This window comes from Ruminobacter amylophilus (genome assembly GCF_900115655.1).
Classification (GTDB): Bacteria; Pseudomonadota; Gammaproteobacteria; order Enterobacterales; family Succinivibrionaceae; genus Ruminobacter; species Ruminobacter amylophilus.
The window spans coordinates 94,595-114,016 of the sequence record NZ_FOXF01000002.1; the positions used below are offsets into that span (position 1 = coordinate 94,595).

The 19,422-nt window shown below is 42.6% G+C and carries 13 protein-coding genes and 2 tRNA genes; 7 read left to right on the forward strand and 8 right to left on the reverse strand.

Annotated features, from left to right (window positions below):
• Nucleotides 1–179: 179 nt before the first annotated feature.
• Complete coding sequence (gene purL / locus BMY80_RS00980; RefSeq protein WP_093140071.1) at nucleotides 180–4,064, forward strand: phosphoribosylformylglycinamidine synthase; 3,885 nt, start codon at nucleotides 180–182, stop codon at nucleotides 4,062–4,064.
• Between the two features lie 529 nt (nucleotides 4,065–4,593).
• On the opposite strand, the gene ettA is transcribed toward purL, so the two are convergent.
• From ettA to rsgA, 8 genes are all read right to left on the reverse strand, one after another.
• On the reverse strand, nucleotides 4,594–6,258 hold the full coding sequence (gene ettA, locus BMY80_RS00990; RefSeq protein WP_031578511.1) for an energy-dependent translational throttle protein EttA: 1,665 nt from the start codon (nucleotides 6,256–6,258) through the stop codon (nucleotides 4,594–4,596).
• Between the two features lie 1,641 nt (nucleotides 6,259–7,899).
• Nucleotides 7,900–9,600, reverse strand: a complete 1,701-nt coding sequence (locus tag BMY80_RS00995; RefSeq protein WP_093140077.1) for an SEL1-like repeat protein — start codon at nucleotides 9,598–9,600, stop codon at nucleotides 7,900–7,902.
• Nucleotides 9,601–9,785: 185 nt separating this feature from the next.
• Nucleotides 9,786–10,130, reverse strand: coding sequence for a fumarate reductase subunit FrdD (gene frdD, locus BMY80_RS01000; protein WP_093140080.1), 345 nt, complete (start codon nucleotides 10,128–10,130; stop codon nucleotides 9,786–9,788).
• A gap of 12 nt (nucleotides 10,131–10,142) precedes the next feature.
• A complete protein-coding gene (locus BMY80_RS01005) occupies nucleotides 10,143–10,550 on the reverse strand; it encodes a succinate dehydrogenase/fumarate reductase transmembrane subunit (RefSeq protein WP_093140083.1) in 408 nt (135 codons plus the stop codon).
• Nucleotides 10,550–11,305, reverse strand: coding sequence for a succinate dehydrogenase/fumarate reductase iron-sulfur subunit (locus BMY80_RS01010; RefSeq protein WP_093140086.1), 756 nt, complete (start codon nucleotides 11,303–11,305; stop codon nucleotides 10,550–10,552). The genes BMY80_RS01005 and BMY80_RS01010 overlap by 1 nt, the downstream gene beginning before the upstream one ends.
• Entirely contained in the window at nucleotides 11,305–13,116 is a 1,812-nt protein-coding gene (frdA, locus tag BMY80_RS01015) for a fumarate reductase (quinol) flavoprotein subunit (RefSeq protein WP_093140089.1), read from the reverse strand. Before frdA ends, BMY80_RS01010 begins: the two co-directional genes overlap by 1 nt.
• A 343-nt stretch (nucleotides 13,117–13,459) precedes the next feature.
• Entirely contained in the window at nucleotides 13,460–14,317 is an 858-nt protein-coding gene (gene asd, locus BMY80_RS01020) for an archaetidylserine decarboxylase (RefSeq protein WP_093140092.1), read from the reverse strand.
• 5 nt (nucleotides 14,318–14,322) lie between these two features.
• Nucleotides 14,323–15,375 (reverse strand): small ribosomal subunit biogenesis GTPase RsgA, encoded by a 1,053-nt coding sequence (gene rsgA, locus BMY80_RS01025; protein WP_093140096.1) that lies wholly within the window; start codon nucleotides 15,373–15,375, stop codon nucleotides 14,323–14,325.
• Nucleotides 15,376–15,702: 327 nt separating this feature from the next.
• Between rsgA and BMY80_RS01030 the strand changes: the two genes are divergently transcribed.
• The 6 genes from BMY80_RS01030 to BMY80_RS01055 all read left to right on the forward strand — a co-directional run bounded on the left by BMY80_RS01030 (nucleotide 15,703) and on the right by BMY80_RS01055 (nucleotide 19,269).
• Nucleotides 15,703–15,778 (forward strand) — tRNA-Gly (locus BMY80_RS01030).
• A 32-nt stretch (nucleotides 15,779–15,810) separates the two neighbouring features.
• A tRNA-Gly gene (locus BMY80_RS01035) sits at nucleotides 15,811–15,886 on the forward strand.
• Nucleotides 15,887–15,968: 82 nt separating this feature from the next.
• Nucleotides 15,969–16,790 carry a tRNA1(Val) (adenine(37)-N6)-methyltransferase gene (locus tag BMY80_RS01040; RefSeq protein ID WP_093140098.1) on the forward strand — a complete coding sequence of 274 codons (822 nt, stop codon included), beginning with the start codon at nucleotides 15,969–15,971 and terminating at the stop codon, nucleotides 16,788–16,790.
• A 183-nt stretch (nucleotides 16,791–16,973) separates the two neighbouring features.
• Nucleotides 16,974–17,597 carry a hypothetical protein gene (locus BMY80_RS01045; protein WP_031578421.1) on the forward strand — a complete coding sequence of 208 codons (624 nt, stop codon included), beginning with the start codon at nucleotides 16,974–16,976 and terminating at the stop codon, nucleotides 17,595–17,597.
• 312 nt (nucleotides 17,598–17,909) lie between these two features.
• Nucleotides 17,910–18,410 carry a hypothetical protein gene (locus BMY80_RS01050; protein ID WP_031578422.1) on the forward strand — a complete coding sequence of 167 codons (501 nt, stop codon included), beginning with the start codon at nucleotides 17,910–17,912 and terminating at the stop codon, nucleotides 18,408–18,410.
• Nucleotides 18,411–18,729: 319 nt separating this feature from the next.
• A complete protein-coding gene (locus BMY80_RS01055; protein ID WP_031578423.1) occupies nucleotides 18,730–19,269 on the forward strand; it encodes a glutathione peroxidase in 540 nt (179 codons plus the stop codon).
• Nucleotides 19,270–19,422: the final 153 nt, after the last annotated feature.

The window sequence follows — 19,422 nt, forward strand, 5'->3', positions numbered from 1 at the left end:
TAAATACAGAACCGGGACATAATCACGGAAAAGCATGCGATGAATATTGTGTGTAAATAAATCAATAGTGTACTTTTATCACATTTTTCACTATAATTACCCTGTTTTTTGTCACAAACTTTTTTCTGAAAATCTGTGCCATGCACAGATTGTTGTAAACGTTCAAATTGAGAAGTCTTATGGAAATTTTACGCGGTGCTCCGGCTCTTTCTGAATTCCGTACCAAAAAGCTTTTATCCGGTTTTGCAGAAAAGGGATTAAAGATCAATTCCGTATATGCGGAATATGTTCACTTTGCAAATGTCAGTGCTCCTTTAACAGATCATGAAAAGGATGTTCTGGTTAAGCTTCTGACTTACGGTCCTCATATTAATGAAAGTGAAACCAAGGGTACTCTTTATGTGGTTACTCCACGTCTGGGAACCATTTCTCCATGGTCATCAAAGGCAACCGATATTGCTCACAACTGTGCTTTATCAAAGGTTATCAGACTTGAAAGAGGTATTGCTTACTACATCGAAGGTGAAAGCAGTAACTGTGCGGAAGAAATTCTTCCTCTGATTCATGACCGCATGATGGAACAGGTGTTCACCAACCTGAATGACGCTGAACAGCTGTTCAGCACTCAGGAACCAAAGCCTCTTGTTTCTGTTGATATTTTAGGTCAGGGTAAAGCAGCTCTTGAAAAGGCAAACGTTGAACTCGGTCTTGCTCTTTCAGACGATGAAATGGACTATCTGGTAAAGAGTTTCACTGCTTTAGGCCGCAATCCTAACGACGTTGAACTTTACATGTTCGCTCAGGCAAACTCTGAACACTGCCGTCACAAAGTGTTCAATGCAGACTGGGTGATTGACGGTGTTCCACAGGAAAAATCACTGTTCAAGATGATTAAGAACACCTATGAAAAGAATCATGATTACGTGCTGAGTGCATATAAGGACAATGCAGCCGTAATGGAAGGTTCCGTTGCCGGAAGATTCTTCCCGGATCCTGTAAGTCATACCTACAGTTATCATCAGGAACCTGTTCAGATTTTAATGAAGGTTGAAACCCATAACCACCCAACCGCAATTTCTCCGTATCCTGGTGCTGCAACTGGTTCAGGCGGTGAAATCCGAGATGAAGGTGCTACCGGTGTCGGCTCCAAGCCAAAAGCAGGTATGTGCGGTTTCAGCGTATCCAATTTACGTATCCCTGGTTTTGAACAGCCTTGGGAAACTGACTTCGGCAAGCCAAACCGTATCGACAGCGCTCTGGACATCATGCTTGACGGTCCTTTAGGAGCAGCAGGTTTCAACAACGAATTTGGCCGTCCAAACATCAATGGTTACTTCAGAACATATGAAGAATCTGTAGACAGCCATAATGGTCGTGAAATCCGCGGTTACCACAAGCCAATCATGCTTGCCGGCGGTCTCGGTAACATCAGAAACGAACACATTCAGAAGGGTGTTATTCCTGTAGGTGCCAAGCTTATTGTTCTCGGCGGTCCTGCAATGAACATCGGTCTCGGCGGCGGTGCTGCTTCATCAATGACCAGCGGTCAGTCAGCAGAAGATCTCGATTTTGCATCTGTTCAGCGTGACAATCCTGAAATGGAACGCCGTTGTCAGGAAGTTATCGACGTATGCTGGCAGATGGGTGCTGATAACCCTATCCTCTTTATCCATGACGTAGGTGCAGGCGGACTTTCAAACGCTCTTCCAGAACTGGTAAATGACGGTAATCGTGGCGGTATCTTTGAATTACGTAAGGTTCCTAATGATGAACCTGGCATGTCACCATATGAACTCTGGTGCAATGAATCTCAGGAACGTTATGTTCTCGCAGTAAGTGCCGAACAGTACGAAACCTTTGAAAAGATCTGTAAGCGCGAACGTGCAAACTTTGCCGTAGTAGGTACCGCAACTGAAGAACGCCGTCTTGTTCTCAATGATGAACACTTCAACAACAAGCCGATTGATCTTCCTCTTGACGTGCTTCTCGGCAAGCCTCCACGCATGCACAAGAATGTTAAGACTCTGAAGGCTGAAGGTAAGAAGCTGGATCTGACCGGCGTAACTCCTAAGTCAGCAGCTGAACGTATATTACGTCTTCCTGCAGTTGCCGAAAAGACCTTCCTCATCACCATCGGTGACCGTACCGTAACCGGTCTCGTTGCACGTGATCAGATGGTAGGACCATGGCAGGTTCCTGTAGCAGACTGCGGTGTAACAGCAGCTTCCTATGACACCTATTACGGTGAAGCCATGGCAATGGGTGAAAGAACTCCTGTTGCTCTGCTTGACTATGCTGCTTCCGCACGCATGGCTGTAGCTGAATCAATTACCAATATCGCTGCCGCCTACATCGGTGACATCGAAAGAGTCAAGCTGTCAGCAAACTGGATGGCCGCTGCCGGTCACCCCGGCGAAGACGCTGGCTTATATGCTGCAGTAAAGGCTGTAGGTGAAGAACTCTGTCCGGCTCTCGGTATTACCGTGCCTGTCGGTAAAGACTCCATGTCAATGAAGACCAAGTGGACTCAGAATGGTGAAAACCGTGAAATCACAGCTCCTCTTTCACTGATTATCAGCTCTTTTGCCCGCGTTGAAGACATTCGTTTAACCAAGACCCCTCAGTTAAGAACGGATCTCGGTGAAACCAGACTTGTTTTCATCGATTTGGGTAACGGCAGAAACCGTCTCGGCGGTTCAGCACTGGCTCAGGTTTACAAGCAGCTCGGTGATGTAACTCCGGACGTTAACAGCCCGTCACAGCTCAAGGGCTTCTTTGAAGCAATCCAGTTCCTTAACAAGAAGGGCTACATCATTTCTTACCACGACAAGTCAGACGGCGGTCTGTTCACAACTCTGGCTGAAATGTCATTTGCCGGCCATACCGGTATCACCGTTGATCTCGACAGCTTAGGCAGTGATGACCTCGCTGTTCTCTTCAATGAAGAACTCGGCGCCGTAATTCAGGTAAGAAAGGATCAGGTTGAAGACGTTCAGAACATTCTGTCAGGTCACGGCCTTGCCAATAACATCTACACCATCGGTACTCTGAACGATGAAGATCGCATCATCTTCAGAAGAAACGGTGCAGACGTAATCAATGAAACCAGAACCTACTTCCGTTCAATCTGGGCTGAAACCACTTACCACATGCAGGCTCTCAGAGACAATCCTGCCTGTGCCGCCAGTGAATTCAAGGCTAAGTCAGATGATAAGGATCCGGGTCTGAATGTTAAACTTACCTTTGACGTTCATGAAGATGTTGCTGCTCCGTATATTGCCAAGGGGGCCGCTCCTAAGATTGCAATCCTTCGTGAAGAAGGTGTTAACTCACAGGGGGAAATGGCTGCTGCCTTTAACCGTGCCGGATTCGAATGTATCGATGTTCACATGTCAGATATTCTGAATGCCCGCGTAACACTCAAGGACTTCAAAGCTCTGGCTGCATGCGGCGGCTTCTCATACGGTGACGTACTCGGTGCCGGTGAAGGCTGGGCCAAGTCAATTCTGTTCAATGCACGTGCACGTGATGAATTCGAATCATTCTTCAAGCGTAACGATACTCTTGCTTTAGGTATCTGTAACGGCTGTCAGATGATGTCAAACTTAAGAGATATCATTCCTGGTGCTGAATTATGGCCTCGTTTCGTACGTAACGAATCAGAAAGATTTGAAGCAAGATTCAGTCTGGTAGAAATTCAGAAGTCTCCATCACTGTTCTTCTCTGATATGGCCGGCTCTCATATGCCGATTGCAGTTTCTCACGGTGAAGGCCGTTCAGAATACCGCGATGCAGCTCATCTGAAGCAGGTTTCAGAAAGCGGTCTTGTAGCCGTTCGTTACATTGATAACTACGGTAATATTACTGAACGTTATCCAGCAAACCCTAATGGTTCACCTGAAGGTATTACCGGTCTCACCACTACCGACGGTCGTGTAACCATCATGATGCCTCATCCTGAACGCAGCATGAGAACTGTTGCAAACAGCTGGCATCCTGATGACTGGGGTGAAGGCAGCGCATGGCTGAGAGCCTTCAGAAACGCACGTAAGGCTTTAGGCTAACCGCGGGGCTTTCTGAAATGTTTATGCCGTGCTTTCCGGAAGGGGAGTACGGCATCAGGATAAAAAAACAAAAATGTCATACCGGTCGGTATGACATTTTTTTTGTGAGGAAATTTTTAATCTGTTCGTGGTTACTGAAGGACAACGGCATAAAATTCCGTTGAACCGGGGAAGTGATTTATCCTTCTGAACTGTTACACCCTGTATGATCTCCCGGTCTGCAGGCTTCATTTGCATGAGCATATACGCCAAAGGACGACATATAAGCAGGGCAGGAAATGACATCATGAAAACAATATGTTTTTTGTCGGAAGTCCGATATTTCATTGAGGTTTCTTCTCCGATGTTTTTTATAATCAGGATGTGTCGCCGGTTCGGAATACTGCAGTTTCCTGAACTGCTGACGCTAAGTATTAAGCCTTATGTTGCCACTGCTGTGCAAGAATTTTTGGTTTTCTGGGAATAAAAAAACCTGAATGAGGATCATTCAGGTTTTGCAGTTTGAAATTAAAGCTGATGAATCATCGCGTTAGGCAATGTTTCTGAACTTTCTGCGGTGAGGTTTCACTGCATCTTCACCGTAGGTCTTCACCTTCCATTCTTCGTATTCGGTAAAGTTTCCGTCGAAGAAGGTGATCTTGCCGTCATCCTGGTAGTCCAGAATATGGGTGGCAATACGGTCAAGGAACCATCTGTCGTGGGAAATAACCATGGCAGAGCCAGGGAACTCCAGTAATGCGTTTTCCAGAGCACGCAGTGTTTCCACGTCGAGATCGTTGGTAGGTTCGTCAAGAAGCAGCAGGTTACCGCCGGTCTGTAAAAGCTTGGCAAGATGTAATCTGCCTCTTTCACCGCCGGAAAGATCGCCTACGCGCTTCTGCTGATCGGTGCCCTTGAAATTAAAGCGTCCGATATATGCACGGCTTGGAATTTCGTAATTACCGATGCGCAGAATATCCTGTCCCTGAGAGATTTCTTCAAAAACAGTCTTCTTGTTATCCATCTTGTCGCGGAACTGTTCAACGTTGGCAACAACCACGGTTTCGCCGAGAGTAATGCTGCCTGAATCAGGCTGTTCGGTACCGCTGATCATTCTGAACAGAGTGGACTTACCGGCACCGTTGGCACCGATGATACCGACGATGGCTCCCTTTGGAACAGTGAAGCTTAAATCGTTGATAAGAGTTCTGCCTTCATATCCCTTGGTAAGATTGGTAACTTCAAGAACCTTGTCACCGAGTCTTGGTCCAGGCGGAATGAACAGTTCGTTGGTTTCATTACGTTTCTGGTAGTCAACGCTGTTAAGTTCTTCAAAGCGGGCAAGACGGGCTTTGGATTTGGCATGTCTTCCCTTCGGAGACTGTCTGACCCATTCAAGTTCTTTCTGAATTGATTTCTGGCGGGCGTTTTCACTTGCCTGTTCATGAGCGAGACGAGCTTCCTTCTGTTCAAGCCATGAGGAATAGTTTCCTTCCCAGGGAATACCTTCACCGCGGTCAAGTTCCAGAATCCAGCCGGCTACATTGTCAAGGAAGTAACGGTCGTGGGTAATGGCAACTACGGTACCGCTGTACTGGTTAAGGAAGTTTTCCAGCCATGCTACTGATTCAGCATCCAGATGATTGGTAGGTTCGTCCAGAAGAAGCATGTCAGGATGTTCAAGAAGAAGGCGGCATAAGGCTACACGTCTTCTTTCACCACCGGACAGAACTTTAATTTTTGCATCAGGATCTGGTAATCTTAAAGCATCGGCAGCCTGTTCAATCTGGTTGTCGATGTTGTGTCCGTCGCCGGCCTGTATAATGGCTTCGAGCTGAGCCTGTTCTGCTGCCAGAGCATCAAAGTCAGCATCAGGATCCGCATAGGCAGCATATACTTCGTCTAAGCGGGCAAGGGCTTTTTTTACGTCACCGAGGGCTTCTTCAACAGTTTCCTTAACTGTCTTTTCAGGATCCAGCTGCGGTTCCTGAGGAAGGTAACCGATCTTGATACCAGGCTGAGGACGTGCTTCACCCTCAATGTCGGTGTCAATACCGGCCATAATCTTTAACAGTGTTGACTTACCTGCACCGTTAAGACCTAATACACCTATCTTTGCTCCCGGGAAAAATGATAATGATATATCTTTTAAAATGTGGCGCTTAGGCGGTACGATCTTGCCTACGCGGTTCATTGTATAGATGAATTGTGCCATATTTTTCCTATGGGTTGGTTAATGAAAAAAACATGCCTATTTTATCATAAACGGCCTGTTTCCTCCATAAGAGAGCTTTGTCTGTGGAATGTCGTGACACGGGACTGTGAATTTTACAGCTTACGCAGCTGCAGAGCTGATTAAAAAATTTAAAACCCTCTTAAATAAAATTCAAGAGGGCGGTGATATTAAATCTTTGGTGGTGGATTTCTTTTTCCGGAGGACTCGCTCGGAAGTGGAATTTCTGGTTTCGAATTTTTTAATGTGATCATAGCAAACTACCTCAATATTAATTTTTCATTATCCTTAATACCGGGTGCTCATTTGCTGTGCTTTAGAAAGACTGTCTAACAAGCACGCCGGTTTTCTTAATGCAACATGTATACTTCATACACTGCCCCGCGTTTTGTTTTTTCTTATTGTTAAGGGTTTGAGATTATTTTATCCAGGTATCTCTCAACCTGCGTCACATCATTACTTAACGTAATTAAAGTGGTATTCACGGGTTACTGGAGCATAAGTGTTGTTTTCAATTTTCTTCATAAAGTATCTCATTTTGATTACCTCTCTGAATTTAAATCAACTTACCACTGGTTCCGGTTTTTACTTAACGTAACTGAAGTGATATTCACGGGTTACTGGAGCATAAGCGCTGTTTTCATTCTTCTTCATAAAGTATCTCATTTTGATTACCTCTCTGAATTTAATTTAACTTACCACTGATTCCGGCGTTTTACTTAACGTAACTGAAGTGATATTCACGGGTTACTGGAGCATAAACGCTGTTTTCAATCTTCTTCATAAAGTATCTCATTTTGTTTACCTCTCTGTATTAAAACTGCCAAACTCTGGTTTACTGCTTATTACTTAACGTAACTGAAGTGGTATTCACGGGTTACTGGAGCATAAGCGCTGTTTTCAATCTTCTTCATAAAGTATCTCATTTTGATTACCTCTCTGAACTTAAACTGACTTACTGCGGTTCCGGCGTTTTACTTAACGTAATTGAAGTGATATTCACGGGTTACTGGAGCATAAACGCTGTTTTCAATCTTCTTCATAAAGTATCTCATTTTGTTTACCTCTCTGTATTAAAACTGCCTAAACTCTGGTTCGCTGCTTATTACTTGGCGTAACTGAAGTGGTATTCACGGGTTACTGGAGCATAAGCATTGTTTTCATTCTTCTTTAAAAAGTATCTCATTTTATGTTTCCTCATATTTGATTGTCTTTATTATTTTCGAGCTCTATTCCGTAGCTCTTGATTATATGATAGTGATACTTATCACGGTTTACAAGCAAAAATATTAAAAAACTTTCAAAAAGTTTCATGAAAACATTTACATTTGTATGAAAATATTTTCAAAACAATGTATATTTTTTATAAAACCCCAAAAAAGTGCGACTAATATCAAAAAACGATTACTTTGTAACCAATTTGTAAATTTTTAACATGAAATAAACTTTCATTAAACATGAAAGTAATGTCAATTAAAAAATGAAGTCCTGTGACTTTGAGAAATTTTATGGAATTTGGAACATATTACCGGTATGAAGATTAGAATGTCTTTTGGCTTTAACTTTAACTTCCTGCCGGTTAATGATCAGGACGATAGTGTCTTTTCAGATTCTCGTTTCGCCTTACCATCCTGTATAAGGATTGTGGCATTTTGACGTATTTTCTGTTTTATCGGCTGTGATTGAGCTGTTAAGGTTTTTCTTTATTTTAAGAATATTCTGCGGTACGGCGGTTTTTAGGTAACGATGACATTTTTCGGATCTGGCAATCCAGGGGAATATGTCAGATGAAGCGGTTTTCAGACTATACAGATAGTCAATCAGCCTGTCAGTGGCTGATATGCTACCTTGTTCTGCGGCATCGGTGAGAAATCTGATAATTGTTTCCTGGGCATTCGGAATATCTTTTACCGATGTTATATATATGTCTGCCAGAATTTCGTTTGAGAGGGAATCTTTAAGCTTGACTCCTTTTAAGGCAAATTTTTCTGCCTTATCCACAGACTGCAGCAGGTGGTAATAAAGATGAGCCAGAATACCGTAGGATTCAGGAGTTTTCAGAACAGCAGCCCTAAGAAGCAGTTTTTCGGCTTCCTTTATCTGAGACGGTTCTGGATTTTCAGTGTTAAGCAGGGCTTTTGCTGTTTTTATCAGTGATTTAGGCTGATTCAGTTCGGCTCCTTTGCGGTACATTCTGTAGGCAGTTATGACATCATGGTCCTGATGAAGTCTGCAGTCTCCGAGAGCGGCATAAATGTCTTCCTGTTCATAATTCATGTTTGCTGCTTTTTTAAAGAAGAAACATGCAGTATCCATATTGAAAAAGTCTGATTCTGTACTGCTGTATATGCTGCCAAGTCGGTATGAAGCTTCGGGTGAACCGTTATCTGCCGCTCTTCTGTAATAATTTACGGCTGAATTCATGTCCCGTGGAACATATATGCCTTCAGCATAAAGTCCTGCCAGAAAGTTGAGAGCCTGCAGATTGTTAAGAGCTGCAGCTTTCTGAATATACTTAAATCCTTCTGTTTTGTCTGCATTATCAGTTTTTTCATGAAAATGCATCAGTCCGATATTAAGGTATGCGCTGGTATTCCCTCTTTCTGCTGAAAGAAGGTAGTAGTGCATTGCTTTTTCATTGTCTTTTAATTCATCCGAGTGTTCGTAGACTGAACCAATCAGATAGTCGGTAATTCCGTTCTCGTCGTCATGAAGTTTTTTTAAAAGACGTATTTTTTCTGCATCACTGTCATTTGCGAAGTGGTGATACGGATTTCTTCTCCAGTATGATTCTTCGTTGTCATCAGCTGGCAGAATGGTCTTATGTTCACTGATTTCTGGTTTTTCCAGATGAAAACGGTAATTTGGAGATTCTCTGTCGTATAGCTTAAGCTGATGTTCCGGGGAGATTTGAACTGCGAAGTATTTGGTTGCAGCTTCTGTGAACAGATATTTTTTCTGTTTAACCGTAATCAGAGCTATATCTGTATCTGTCAAAGGTGTTCTGGTTGTGTCATAACCTTTGATTGTAATGCTTTCAATGTAACTGTCAGCGTAATCGTCAGGGGATAGCAGTGTGGAATTTAAAGTACGGCTGTTGTTTGTGCACTTTGACATTACAACCTCAGATCTGTCGTAAATGCATTTTTCCAGTTCCTGTTTAATTTTTTCGCACTGTTCCAGCATATGTCCGAGAGCATATTTTTTCTGAAAATCTGCGAAAGCGTAGACGGTAAATATACCGGCGGCCGTAAATGACGCCAGAAAAAAAGCTATGGTCAGGTATTTCCCTGATATTCTGTTCTGTAAACTGCCGTGGTTCATAGCTTCATGGTTTTTATAATGTCGAAAATCTGATGATAAATGTCGTGTGGCACATTATATCAAATCAGTAAAAGATTTATGTAATATAAGAAATAAGGAAATACATCTCAGTGACAGATGATAAAAAAAGCCTGAGATTGAACTCAGGCTTTCTGATACTTATCTGCTGATTGTTAATTCAGTCATTAAGCTCCGAAGAACTTTATTGCATAAACAACTAAAGCTGCAATTGACAGAACAGCGGCCAGACCATAGAGTACATAGTGATGTACACGAGTGGTGTGGATGCAGAGATCATGCAGACCGTGATAGATTCTGTGGAAACCGTGCCATAAAGATGCTGAAACGATTACGAATAAAGCACCGGCACCCCACCAGGTCTTAACAATTGCTGCCAGCTTGAAGCAGTCAACACCGAAGCCCTGAAGAATCATGAGGGTTAAAATTGCAGGTAACGCGAAAGCGATAACCATACCACCAAAACCGAATAAACCCCAGTAAATCGGTTCATCTGAACGACGAGTAGTCATTATGGTTCTCCTTTAAACTAAACAGGTACATGCCAGAACGATTACTGCGAATGCAATCGCAGCACCAATCCATTCAGCTGTAACAATCAGTTTAGCTGGAATAAGCTTGGTGTCAGTTGGTTTCTTGGTCGCAAACATACGAACTGCTTTAGGCATCAGATTGAACCAGGTAATGGTGTGGTACATTACAGAAGCTAAAGAAAGAATGTTTACGATAATAACCAGCGGATTCTTTAAGAAGGCTGTTACAGATTCTGCTGAGAGGCAGCTTAAAACTAAAAGTTCAAGTGCTACAACAACAGCTAAAACGGCAGTAGCTTCACGAATCATATAAGCGATATAGAAACCGCGATCAGTCCACCAGTTTGCCTTTACAGGACGAACGTATGGCTTACGATATGACTTTACATTGTTTTCCATTATTCTTCCTCACCTGGCTTGAACATCTTGATAACATAGTCGATAGCACTTGCCTTCTTTCCGAGCTGAATAGCTGAAGCAGGGTCTACGTGCTTTGGACATACCTGTGAACAGTAACCTACGAAAGTACAGCTCCAAACACCTTCATCAAGGCTTAACAGCTTCATACGTTCAGCAGCGCCAGCATCACGGCTATCAATGTTGTAGCGGTAAGCAAGAGTTAAAGCAGCTGGTCCGATGAAGTTCTTGTTCAGCTTGTACTGAGGACATGCAGCGTAGCAGATACCGCAGTTGATACACTGAGCGAACTGAAGGTAGCTGGTCATCTGCTGTGGAGTCTGAATGTAACCTTCGGTTAATGGCTTGTTTTCATTTTCCTTTGAAGGAATGATGTAAGGCTTGATGCGTTCAAGCTTTTCAATGAAATCAGAAATATCAACAACGAGGTCGCGTTCGATAGGGAAGTTGGCTAAAGGTTCAATCTTCATTGTCTTGCCGGCGTAATCTCTTAAGAAGGTCTTACAGGCGAGCTTTGGTACACCGTTAACCATCATACCGCAAGAACCGCAAACTGCCATACGGCAAGACCAGCGGAAGCTGAGTTCAGGTTCCAGGAAATCCTTGATGTAGTTAAGAGCTTCAAGTAAAGAGGTTTCCTTTCTGTAAGGAACTTCAAAATCCTGAAGGTATGGTTCTTTATCTGTTTCAGGACGATAGCGTGAAACAGAAATTTTCATGATCTGATTGTCTGACATTACTTAGCTGCCTCCTGTTGTCTCTTCTTTTCAGCATCTTCAGCAGCTGCGCCGTATACACGTTCAGCAGGCTTAAAGCGGGTGATCTTAACATCGCTGTAGCTGATGGTTGGAACGTCGTCGCCATTCTTGAATGCAAGAGTGTGCTTTAAGAAGTTTACGTCATCACGCTTCTTGTATGCGCCGTCCGGACCGTCAAGACGCTGGTGAGAACCGCGGGATTCCTTACGGTTGATAGCAGAGTTAGCCATACATTCTGCAACGTCAAGAGTATAGCCGAGTTCGATGGCATTAAGGAATTCAGTGTTGAATACGCGACCTGAAGTATCCTTGATCTTGATGTTCTTGTAGCGCTTCTGCAGAGCCTTGAGGGTGTCGATGGTCTTCTGCATTGATTCTGCTTCACGGTAAATACCAACACCTTCTTCCATGGAATCGCCCATTTCATGACGAATCTTAGAGCAGCTTTCAGTACCGGTGCTGTTTTCAAACAGCTTGGTAGCCTTGAGAACAACTTCTTCAGCCTGCTTGGTGAGGAATTCTTCATTGCCGAACTGTACTGACTTGGCGTACTTGGCAGCTTCAATACCGGCAACCTTACCGAATACGATGGTTTCAACAAGAGAGTTAGAACCGAGACGGTTAGCACCGTGAATACCAACAGAAGCACATTCACCGGCTGCATATAAACCAGGCTTGCGGGTTGCAGTCTTGCCGTCGGTTTCAATACCGCCCATGGTGTAGTGAACTACTGGACGAATTGGTACTGGAGATTCTGCTGGGTCAACACCGGCATAAGCCATAGCTAATTCACAGATCAGAGGGAGACGTTCATGGAGATAATCCTTACCAAGATGTCTTAAGTCAAGGTGAACTGCATCGCCTAACGGAGTCTTGATGGTTCTGCCCTTCTTCTGTTCGTTCCAGAAAGCCTGTGAAACACGGTCACGCGGACCAAGTTCCATGTACTTGTTCTTTGGCTGTCCTACAGGAGTTTCAGGGCCGAGACCGTAGTCCTGGAGGTAACGGTAGCCGTCCTTGTTAACAAGGATACCGCCTTCACCACGACAGCCTTCGGTCATTAATACACCGCAACCGAGCAGACCGGTAGGGTGGTACTGAACGAATTCCATGTCGCGTAAAGGTACGCCGTGGCGGTAGGCGAGAGCCATACCGTCGCCGGTTACGATACCGCCGTTGGTGTTGAAGCTGTATGCACGGCCGGCACCACCGGTAGCAAGAATAACAGACTTGGCAATAATGGTACGGCATACACCGTTCTGGATATCGTAGGTTACAACACCCTTGATCTGACCGTCTTCTTCAAGAAGGTCGAGAACGAAGTGTTCGTCGAAACGCTGAATTGAAGGGTACTTGATTGAAGTCTGGAATAAGGTGTGGAGCATGTGGAAGCCTGATTTATCTGCGGCAAACCAGGTACGTGGTACTTTCATACCACCGAAACGACGTACGTTAACTTCGCCGTTAGGTTTTCTACTCCAAGGACAACCCCAGTGTTCGAGCTGGAACAGTTCTTCAGTGGTGTGAGCTACGAAGTAGTCAACAACATCCTGTTCGCACAACCAGTCACCACCGGCAACAGTGTCTTCAAAATGCTTTTCAAGGGTATCGTCTTCACCAATTACACCTGCAGCACCACCTTCTGCGGCCACGGTGTGGCTGCGCATTGGGTATACCTTGGAAATCAGTGCAATCTTAGTGGTTGGATCCTGTTCTGCAACAGCAATAGCTGCTCTGAGACCAGTACCACCTGCACCAACTATGGCGACGTCGGTCTTAATAATCTCCACGTTATTCTCCTAAAAAGGTACAAAAATAAAAAGTTAAAAGGTTAAAAAATAAGACAGCCGTTTATGACTGACATGCTGTTCGCTATTTTACCAAAAATCAGCTAAAAATTCTCACTTTTTTTGCAGTAAATTTCGTGTGTGAACGGAGCCTGTGTGTATGATTTTTTTATGAATGGCTTATGTTTTTATCAATAGATGACTATATTGAGAGACTGATTTCAGGTAATGCCTGTGATTTGAGACGGTGATACTGAGAAAAGATGACTGAAGATGAAGGTTGTCAGGTACTCATCAAAGGACGGAATAGAAGAGCCGGAAAATGATATTCCGGCTCTTTTTCTGATTAGTTAGAGGTGCTGTCCGCCAGCGGTTCACCTAATTTGACTGGTTTGCCGGATTCGAGTCCGTCAACGAAAGATACCGCATCCTGACCGAACAGAAGAATTACTGTTGAACCAAGGTAGAATTTCCCCATCTTTTCTCCCTTTTTAAGAGATATATCCTTGTCTGAATAATCCCATACAGTAACCTGTTTCAGTTTGTTCGGTGACACTTCTCCGTGCCATTCAGTTGAAATGCTGCCCACTATTGTTGCTCCGACCAGAACCATGGCCATAGGTCCTGCCGGTGTGTCAAACAGGCATACCGCTCTTTCATTTTTGGTGAAAAGTTCACTGATGGTTTTTACGTAGGTCGGGTTGACGCTGTAATATTTGCCGGGAACGAAAAGCATCTTTTTCAGAGTGCCGTCTATCGGCATGTGAATGCAGTGATAGTTTGCAGGGGAAAGGTAGATGCAGATGAATTTACCGTCCTTGAATACGGCTGCGTCTTCATCGTTACCGCCCACCAGCACTCTGAAACTGTAGTCCTGGCCCTTGGCTGCCACAATTCTTCCCTGTGTTATGTCGCCGAATTCCGCTATTGTTCCGTCCACAGGCATGCAAAGTCTGTTTTCTTCAGGGCATATAGGTCTGGCACCGTCTTTCAGATCTCTGGTAAAGAATTCGTTGAATGTCTTGTAATCCTCAGGTTTTTCCTTCTGAGCTTCACTCATGTCAATGCCGTATTTACTGATGAACTTGGTGATTGCCCAGGTAGTGAGGCTGCCCAGTTCATTGCGTGCCAATACGCCGGCTAATCTCGTAAGCAGGTATTTTGGCGTCATGCGGTGGATGATTGTCTTTACTGATTCGTTCATATCGGTTATTTCCTTGTTTTCTTGCCCGGAGAACTGAAACTTGTCGGGGCATTCTGCTGCATGGATTCAATTATACGGTGATAGTTGTTAAAGCGCAACTGAGCAATTTCGGAATTTTTCACTGCTTCAACAACTGCGCAACCGGGATCGTTCAGATGTTTACAGTCTCTGAACTTGCAGTAGGGGGTATGCTCAAGAAATTCGGGATATCCCTTGATTACTTCTTCAGGAGTCAAATGCCAGAGACCGAATTCTCTTATCCCCGGAGAGTCGATAATGGTCGTGTGATCCGGAAGATGATACAGTCTTGAGCTGGTGGTGGTATGCTGTCCCAGACCGGAAATATCCGAAACTCTGTTGGTTGAAGCGTTTGCTTCAGGGATGATTCGGTTGATGATGGATGACTTGCCTACGCCTGACTGTCCGACAAGAATCGTGGTTTCTCCCCTGATGATTTCTTTTAATTCATCAATTCCTTCGCCGTTTTCAGTACTTACCCAGAGTGCTTTATAGCCTATCTTCTCATAGGTTTTCAGAATATCTGAGATTTCGTTTCTTTCATTTTCAGAAAAAAGGTCACTCTTATTTATAATCAGCACAGGCTGAACGTTGCAGTGAATACAGGCAATGAGGTACCTGTCTATGATGTTGGTGGAAAACTCAGGTTCCCTTGTGCTTACTATAAGAATTCTGGTTATATTGGCGGCAACAGGTTTAACACCGTCATAATAATCAGGACGGCTGAGAAGACTTGTTCTTGGTTTAAGTACTTCGATGAGACCGTTCTGTTCGGTTTCATTCTTGATGTTTGCCCTGAACAGAACCCTGTCACCTGTGGTGAGACCTTCAATTGTTCTTCTGATATAGCATCTGTGAACGGATAAATCAGCATCGTTTTCCACATCAGCCTGTTTACCGTATCTGCTGATTACAGTACCTTCGGTCAGAGGCCCCAGAGATGAATCATCGGGTAAAAGTTCTTCTGTGTTTTTCAGCAGACGTTCATGTCGGGCCTTAATATTGCGTGCCTGTCTGGTGGTAATTTTGTTTTTTGCCATTAATTATGGTGAATCCTATATCTGAAAATTATTTTTATTTCGTATGCCCATATTTTACTTCATTTTTGATGTTTAACGAAAATATTGAACAAAAGATAGGATGTGTTCGGGATAAATCGTTGTCGAGATGCTTTGTCTCGCATGAAGTATCTATGGTATGAGATGAAAAATCTCCGTATTTTCCGTAATAGGCCTGGGATTGTAAAAATTTGATTTAATTTTAATCAGGTGTGGTTAAAAAATATAAAATTCAAAGAAAATTTTGATTATTTGGAAAAAAATTGTTGCAAGAGTCTGAAATACAGGTATAATGCACCTGTTTTTTCAGCGGGAATAACTCAGTTGGTAGAGTGCAACCTTGCCAAGGTTGATGTCGCGAGTTCGAGCCTCGTTTCCCGCTCCAGAAACTTCAGATAAACTTGTTATCGTTTTGATGCGGGAATAACTCAGTTGGTAGAGTGCAACCTTGCCAAGGTTGATGTCGCGAGTTCGAGCCTCGTTTCCCGCTCCAAATTTTTTCAGATAACCAATCTTGTTTCAGATTCTGCAGATTCTTCTGTTTTATTTGTTTTCTGTTGTTGGGTTCGAGCATTATGGCTGCAAAGGTATTCAGATTTAAATCTTTTTCCATCACGCGTGAAAAGGCGGGAATGAAGTTAAGTACCGATGCAGTGCTTCTGGGGGCATGGACAGCAGATTTGCTTAAAGATAAAAAATTTTCCGCTATCCTTGACATTGGCACGGGAACCGGAATTCTGGCCCTCATCATGGCTCAGAATTTTACGAATGCTAAGGTTGATGCTGTTGATATCGATGACGGAGCAATTCATGATGCCAGCCTGAATTTTTCCGCAAGCCCCTATAAAGACAGATTAACTTTGATAAAAGAGGATATATCAACTTTTGGTCTCGAAAACAGCTACGGTAATTGCCGTAACGACAAAAGAGTTTATGAACTCATTATCTGTAATCCTCCATATTTTGATTTCAGTGCTGAACTTGCCGATGATTCAAGAAAAAATGCCAGGTGCAATGTCAGTCTGTCTGCAGATGCGTTGTTTTCCTCTATAGCCAGATTAATGGCGGATGACGGCAGAGCCTGCATAATAATTCCGGTCGAGCAGGAAAAATCATATTTAACTGTTGCTCAAAAATGCGGTTTGATCGCTGCTGACAGAGTAATGGTCAGATCAAAAAAGGATAAGGAGCCTTATGTCATTCTGCTTGGTTTTGTAAAATCAGGTAAGCTGCCTGTATTGGGTAATCAGGATGCAGATGAGACAGATAATGAAAATCATTCTGTTTCTGTTGGAGAAATGAACAGTATTCATGAGTGTTATCTGCATGAAGATGATGGCTCCAGAAGTGTTTTTTTCAGCAGGATTACCGCTAATCTTTATCTTTTCAGCACATGACATGTTTTGAATCTGCAAAAAATCGAAATATCTTGTTAAGGTTCTTGATTGAGTTTATTATGGCTTCGGTGTCAGATATAGGTATGCATGCGGAATAACAGAGAAAACGGCCTGTATGTTTAACATGGCAGGCGGTTGTAATGTGTCCCTCATTTTATTTGCATTTGAATTGGAGAATAAACAGTGAGAGGCGGAGATTTGAATGACGGTTACAATAGAGATTATCGCAACAACGAAAATCGTGTTGAGAGAAACGGTCAGCAGGAGTATTCCAATCCTTTTCCCTGTGAAGAGAATAATTTAAGAAATGTTGAAAGATTTGGATTTCAGCCGAGCGGAAGAGAAAAGGCGTCAATTCGTGTTGAAGCCCAGAACTGTTCTGTTTTCATGCATATGGGGCTTTGGTCAAATGTTGCAAGTGTAATTCTTGCAATGCTTGATGCAACAACAGTACTCGGCATTTTATCTCTGGTGTTTACTTTGATCGGACTTTCAAAAGTAAAAAAATTTTTTACCAGAGTCAATTCTGAGGAAAACAGAAAATTTGCAGCCGGTACAGCCTACACATACTGGGCCTCAATAGGAGTGCAGGTAATTATGATTATTCTGATGATGAAAGGCTTTATTAGTTCTCTCGATCATTCGTCTGATAGTGAGGATGGTGATGTCTATGATTTTGTTTTCCAGGGATTAAGCGGACTGGAAATTGGAGTGATGTTATTATGCACTGTGGCTGTTATTTTAATCAGTTTATACATGCTGTACGCCTGGTTGAGATTGCATAAGGCATTGAAGGCATACTATTAAAAGGTTTGAAAGTATATAAAAATTATATTGCAGGGAGGCTGGACACAGCCTCCCTGTTTTTTTTAATGTTTTCAATAATTACAGTGGTTTTTTGCGGTATGCCCTGAGTTCTAAAAAACATTTTTTGATTTTTGTTTATTTTTGTATAGAATATAAAACTTTTTAATAAAAAGTGTGCGTTAACTGATTATTGTTTGGTTAACAGCAGAAAAAGAAATATAAATTTTTACCATGGATTCCTTCTATGAGGATTGATGAACCGCAGGTATGAACAGGAACAGGTAATTATTTAAATAAAGGAGAGAATGCTGTATGTACAATAATGATTATCATAACAAAAGAAGTAAAAGTGTTACTGTATCTGCACAGGTAAATCATGATGTGGAGAATGTGAAATCATGGATGATGGGAGGTCTGATTATTACATTGGCCACATACCTTGTTTCATTTCTGGGGATATTTGCCGTGGTGGTAAACTTTATGGCAATGGTAAAAGTAAAAAAAATGCTTGATGATATAAGAGCACCTGAGTTCCTGAGACTGCTTTCATTCAGCTCCATAGTTGCCAATATAGTTCTTCAGGTGTTCGGTTTATTCATGGGGATGTTTTTATTTAAAATTGCGGTAAGAATAGGAATGGAACCGTTTGATATGATGTTCAGTACTTATGAACTTATCAACAGGGCCTTATCCAATCTTTCTTCTATTGAAACAGTAATTATCAGCGGACTTCTTGTAGTCACTTTGGGTATACAGGGATTTCTTCTTTTTGTCTGGATAAAGTTATTTTCTTTTTTTAAAAATACTTTTTAAATATAAGTGACAAAATGAGGCTTTGCGTGGTATACCCTGACGTAAAGCCTTCTTTCAGAGTCGTGTCCTTTGAGGAAAGTACACGACTTCGTTTTTTACAGGTGAAGATAAAATTCTGAAGTTTTGGTTTTTATAGACGGAAAACGTTCGTTTTCACAGTAATATAATTATTCAGTATTTCAAAAATATGTTTATGTTATTATGTATTATGAATGTTCGAAGGAATGTTCTGATATGTTTTTTATATAATAACATAATTGTCTGTTGTGACCTTTGTTGTTAAGGTCTGAATTCAATTAACATATTAAGGAGAAAATGAATGATATATGATTACGTTATCACTACCGGCAAGGGTGATAAGCTGAATCTCAATGATTATCGCGGCAGGGTGATTATGATTGTAAATACCGCCACAGGATGCGGTTTCACCCCTCAGTATGAGCCTATTGAACAGCTTTACAGAAATTATCATGAGAAGGGACTTGAGATTCTTGATATCCCGTGTAATCAGTTCGGTGGTCAGGCACCGGGGACTGATGATGAAATACATGAATTCTGTACTCTGCATTTCAATACAACCTTTCCTCAGATGAAGAAAGCCGATGTCAACGGACCTGATGAGCTTCCTCTGTATACCTATCTTAAGTCCCAGAAGGGATTTGCCGGTTTTGATGAACACAAACTGAAACCTCTTCTTGAAAAAATGCTGGCTGAAGCAGATCCGGAATGGGATAAAAAATCGGATATTAAGTGGAATTTCACCAAATTCGTAATAGACCGAAATGGTCAGGTTGTCGCCCGTTTTGAACCTACGGCCGACATGAGTGACGTGGAAGATTTTATCAGGTCACTTATTTAACGTGTGAATCATTATCCTGTTCTGTTTCGAAGGACGGAACAGGATTCTCTCATGTAATTTAAGTTCTCCGGTCTCGGAATTTTTACGATTGTGCATACGTAAAAATGAGATCTCTAACATATATTTGTAAATTTAAAAGAGTATGTCATTGAA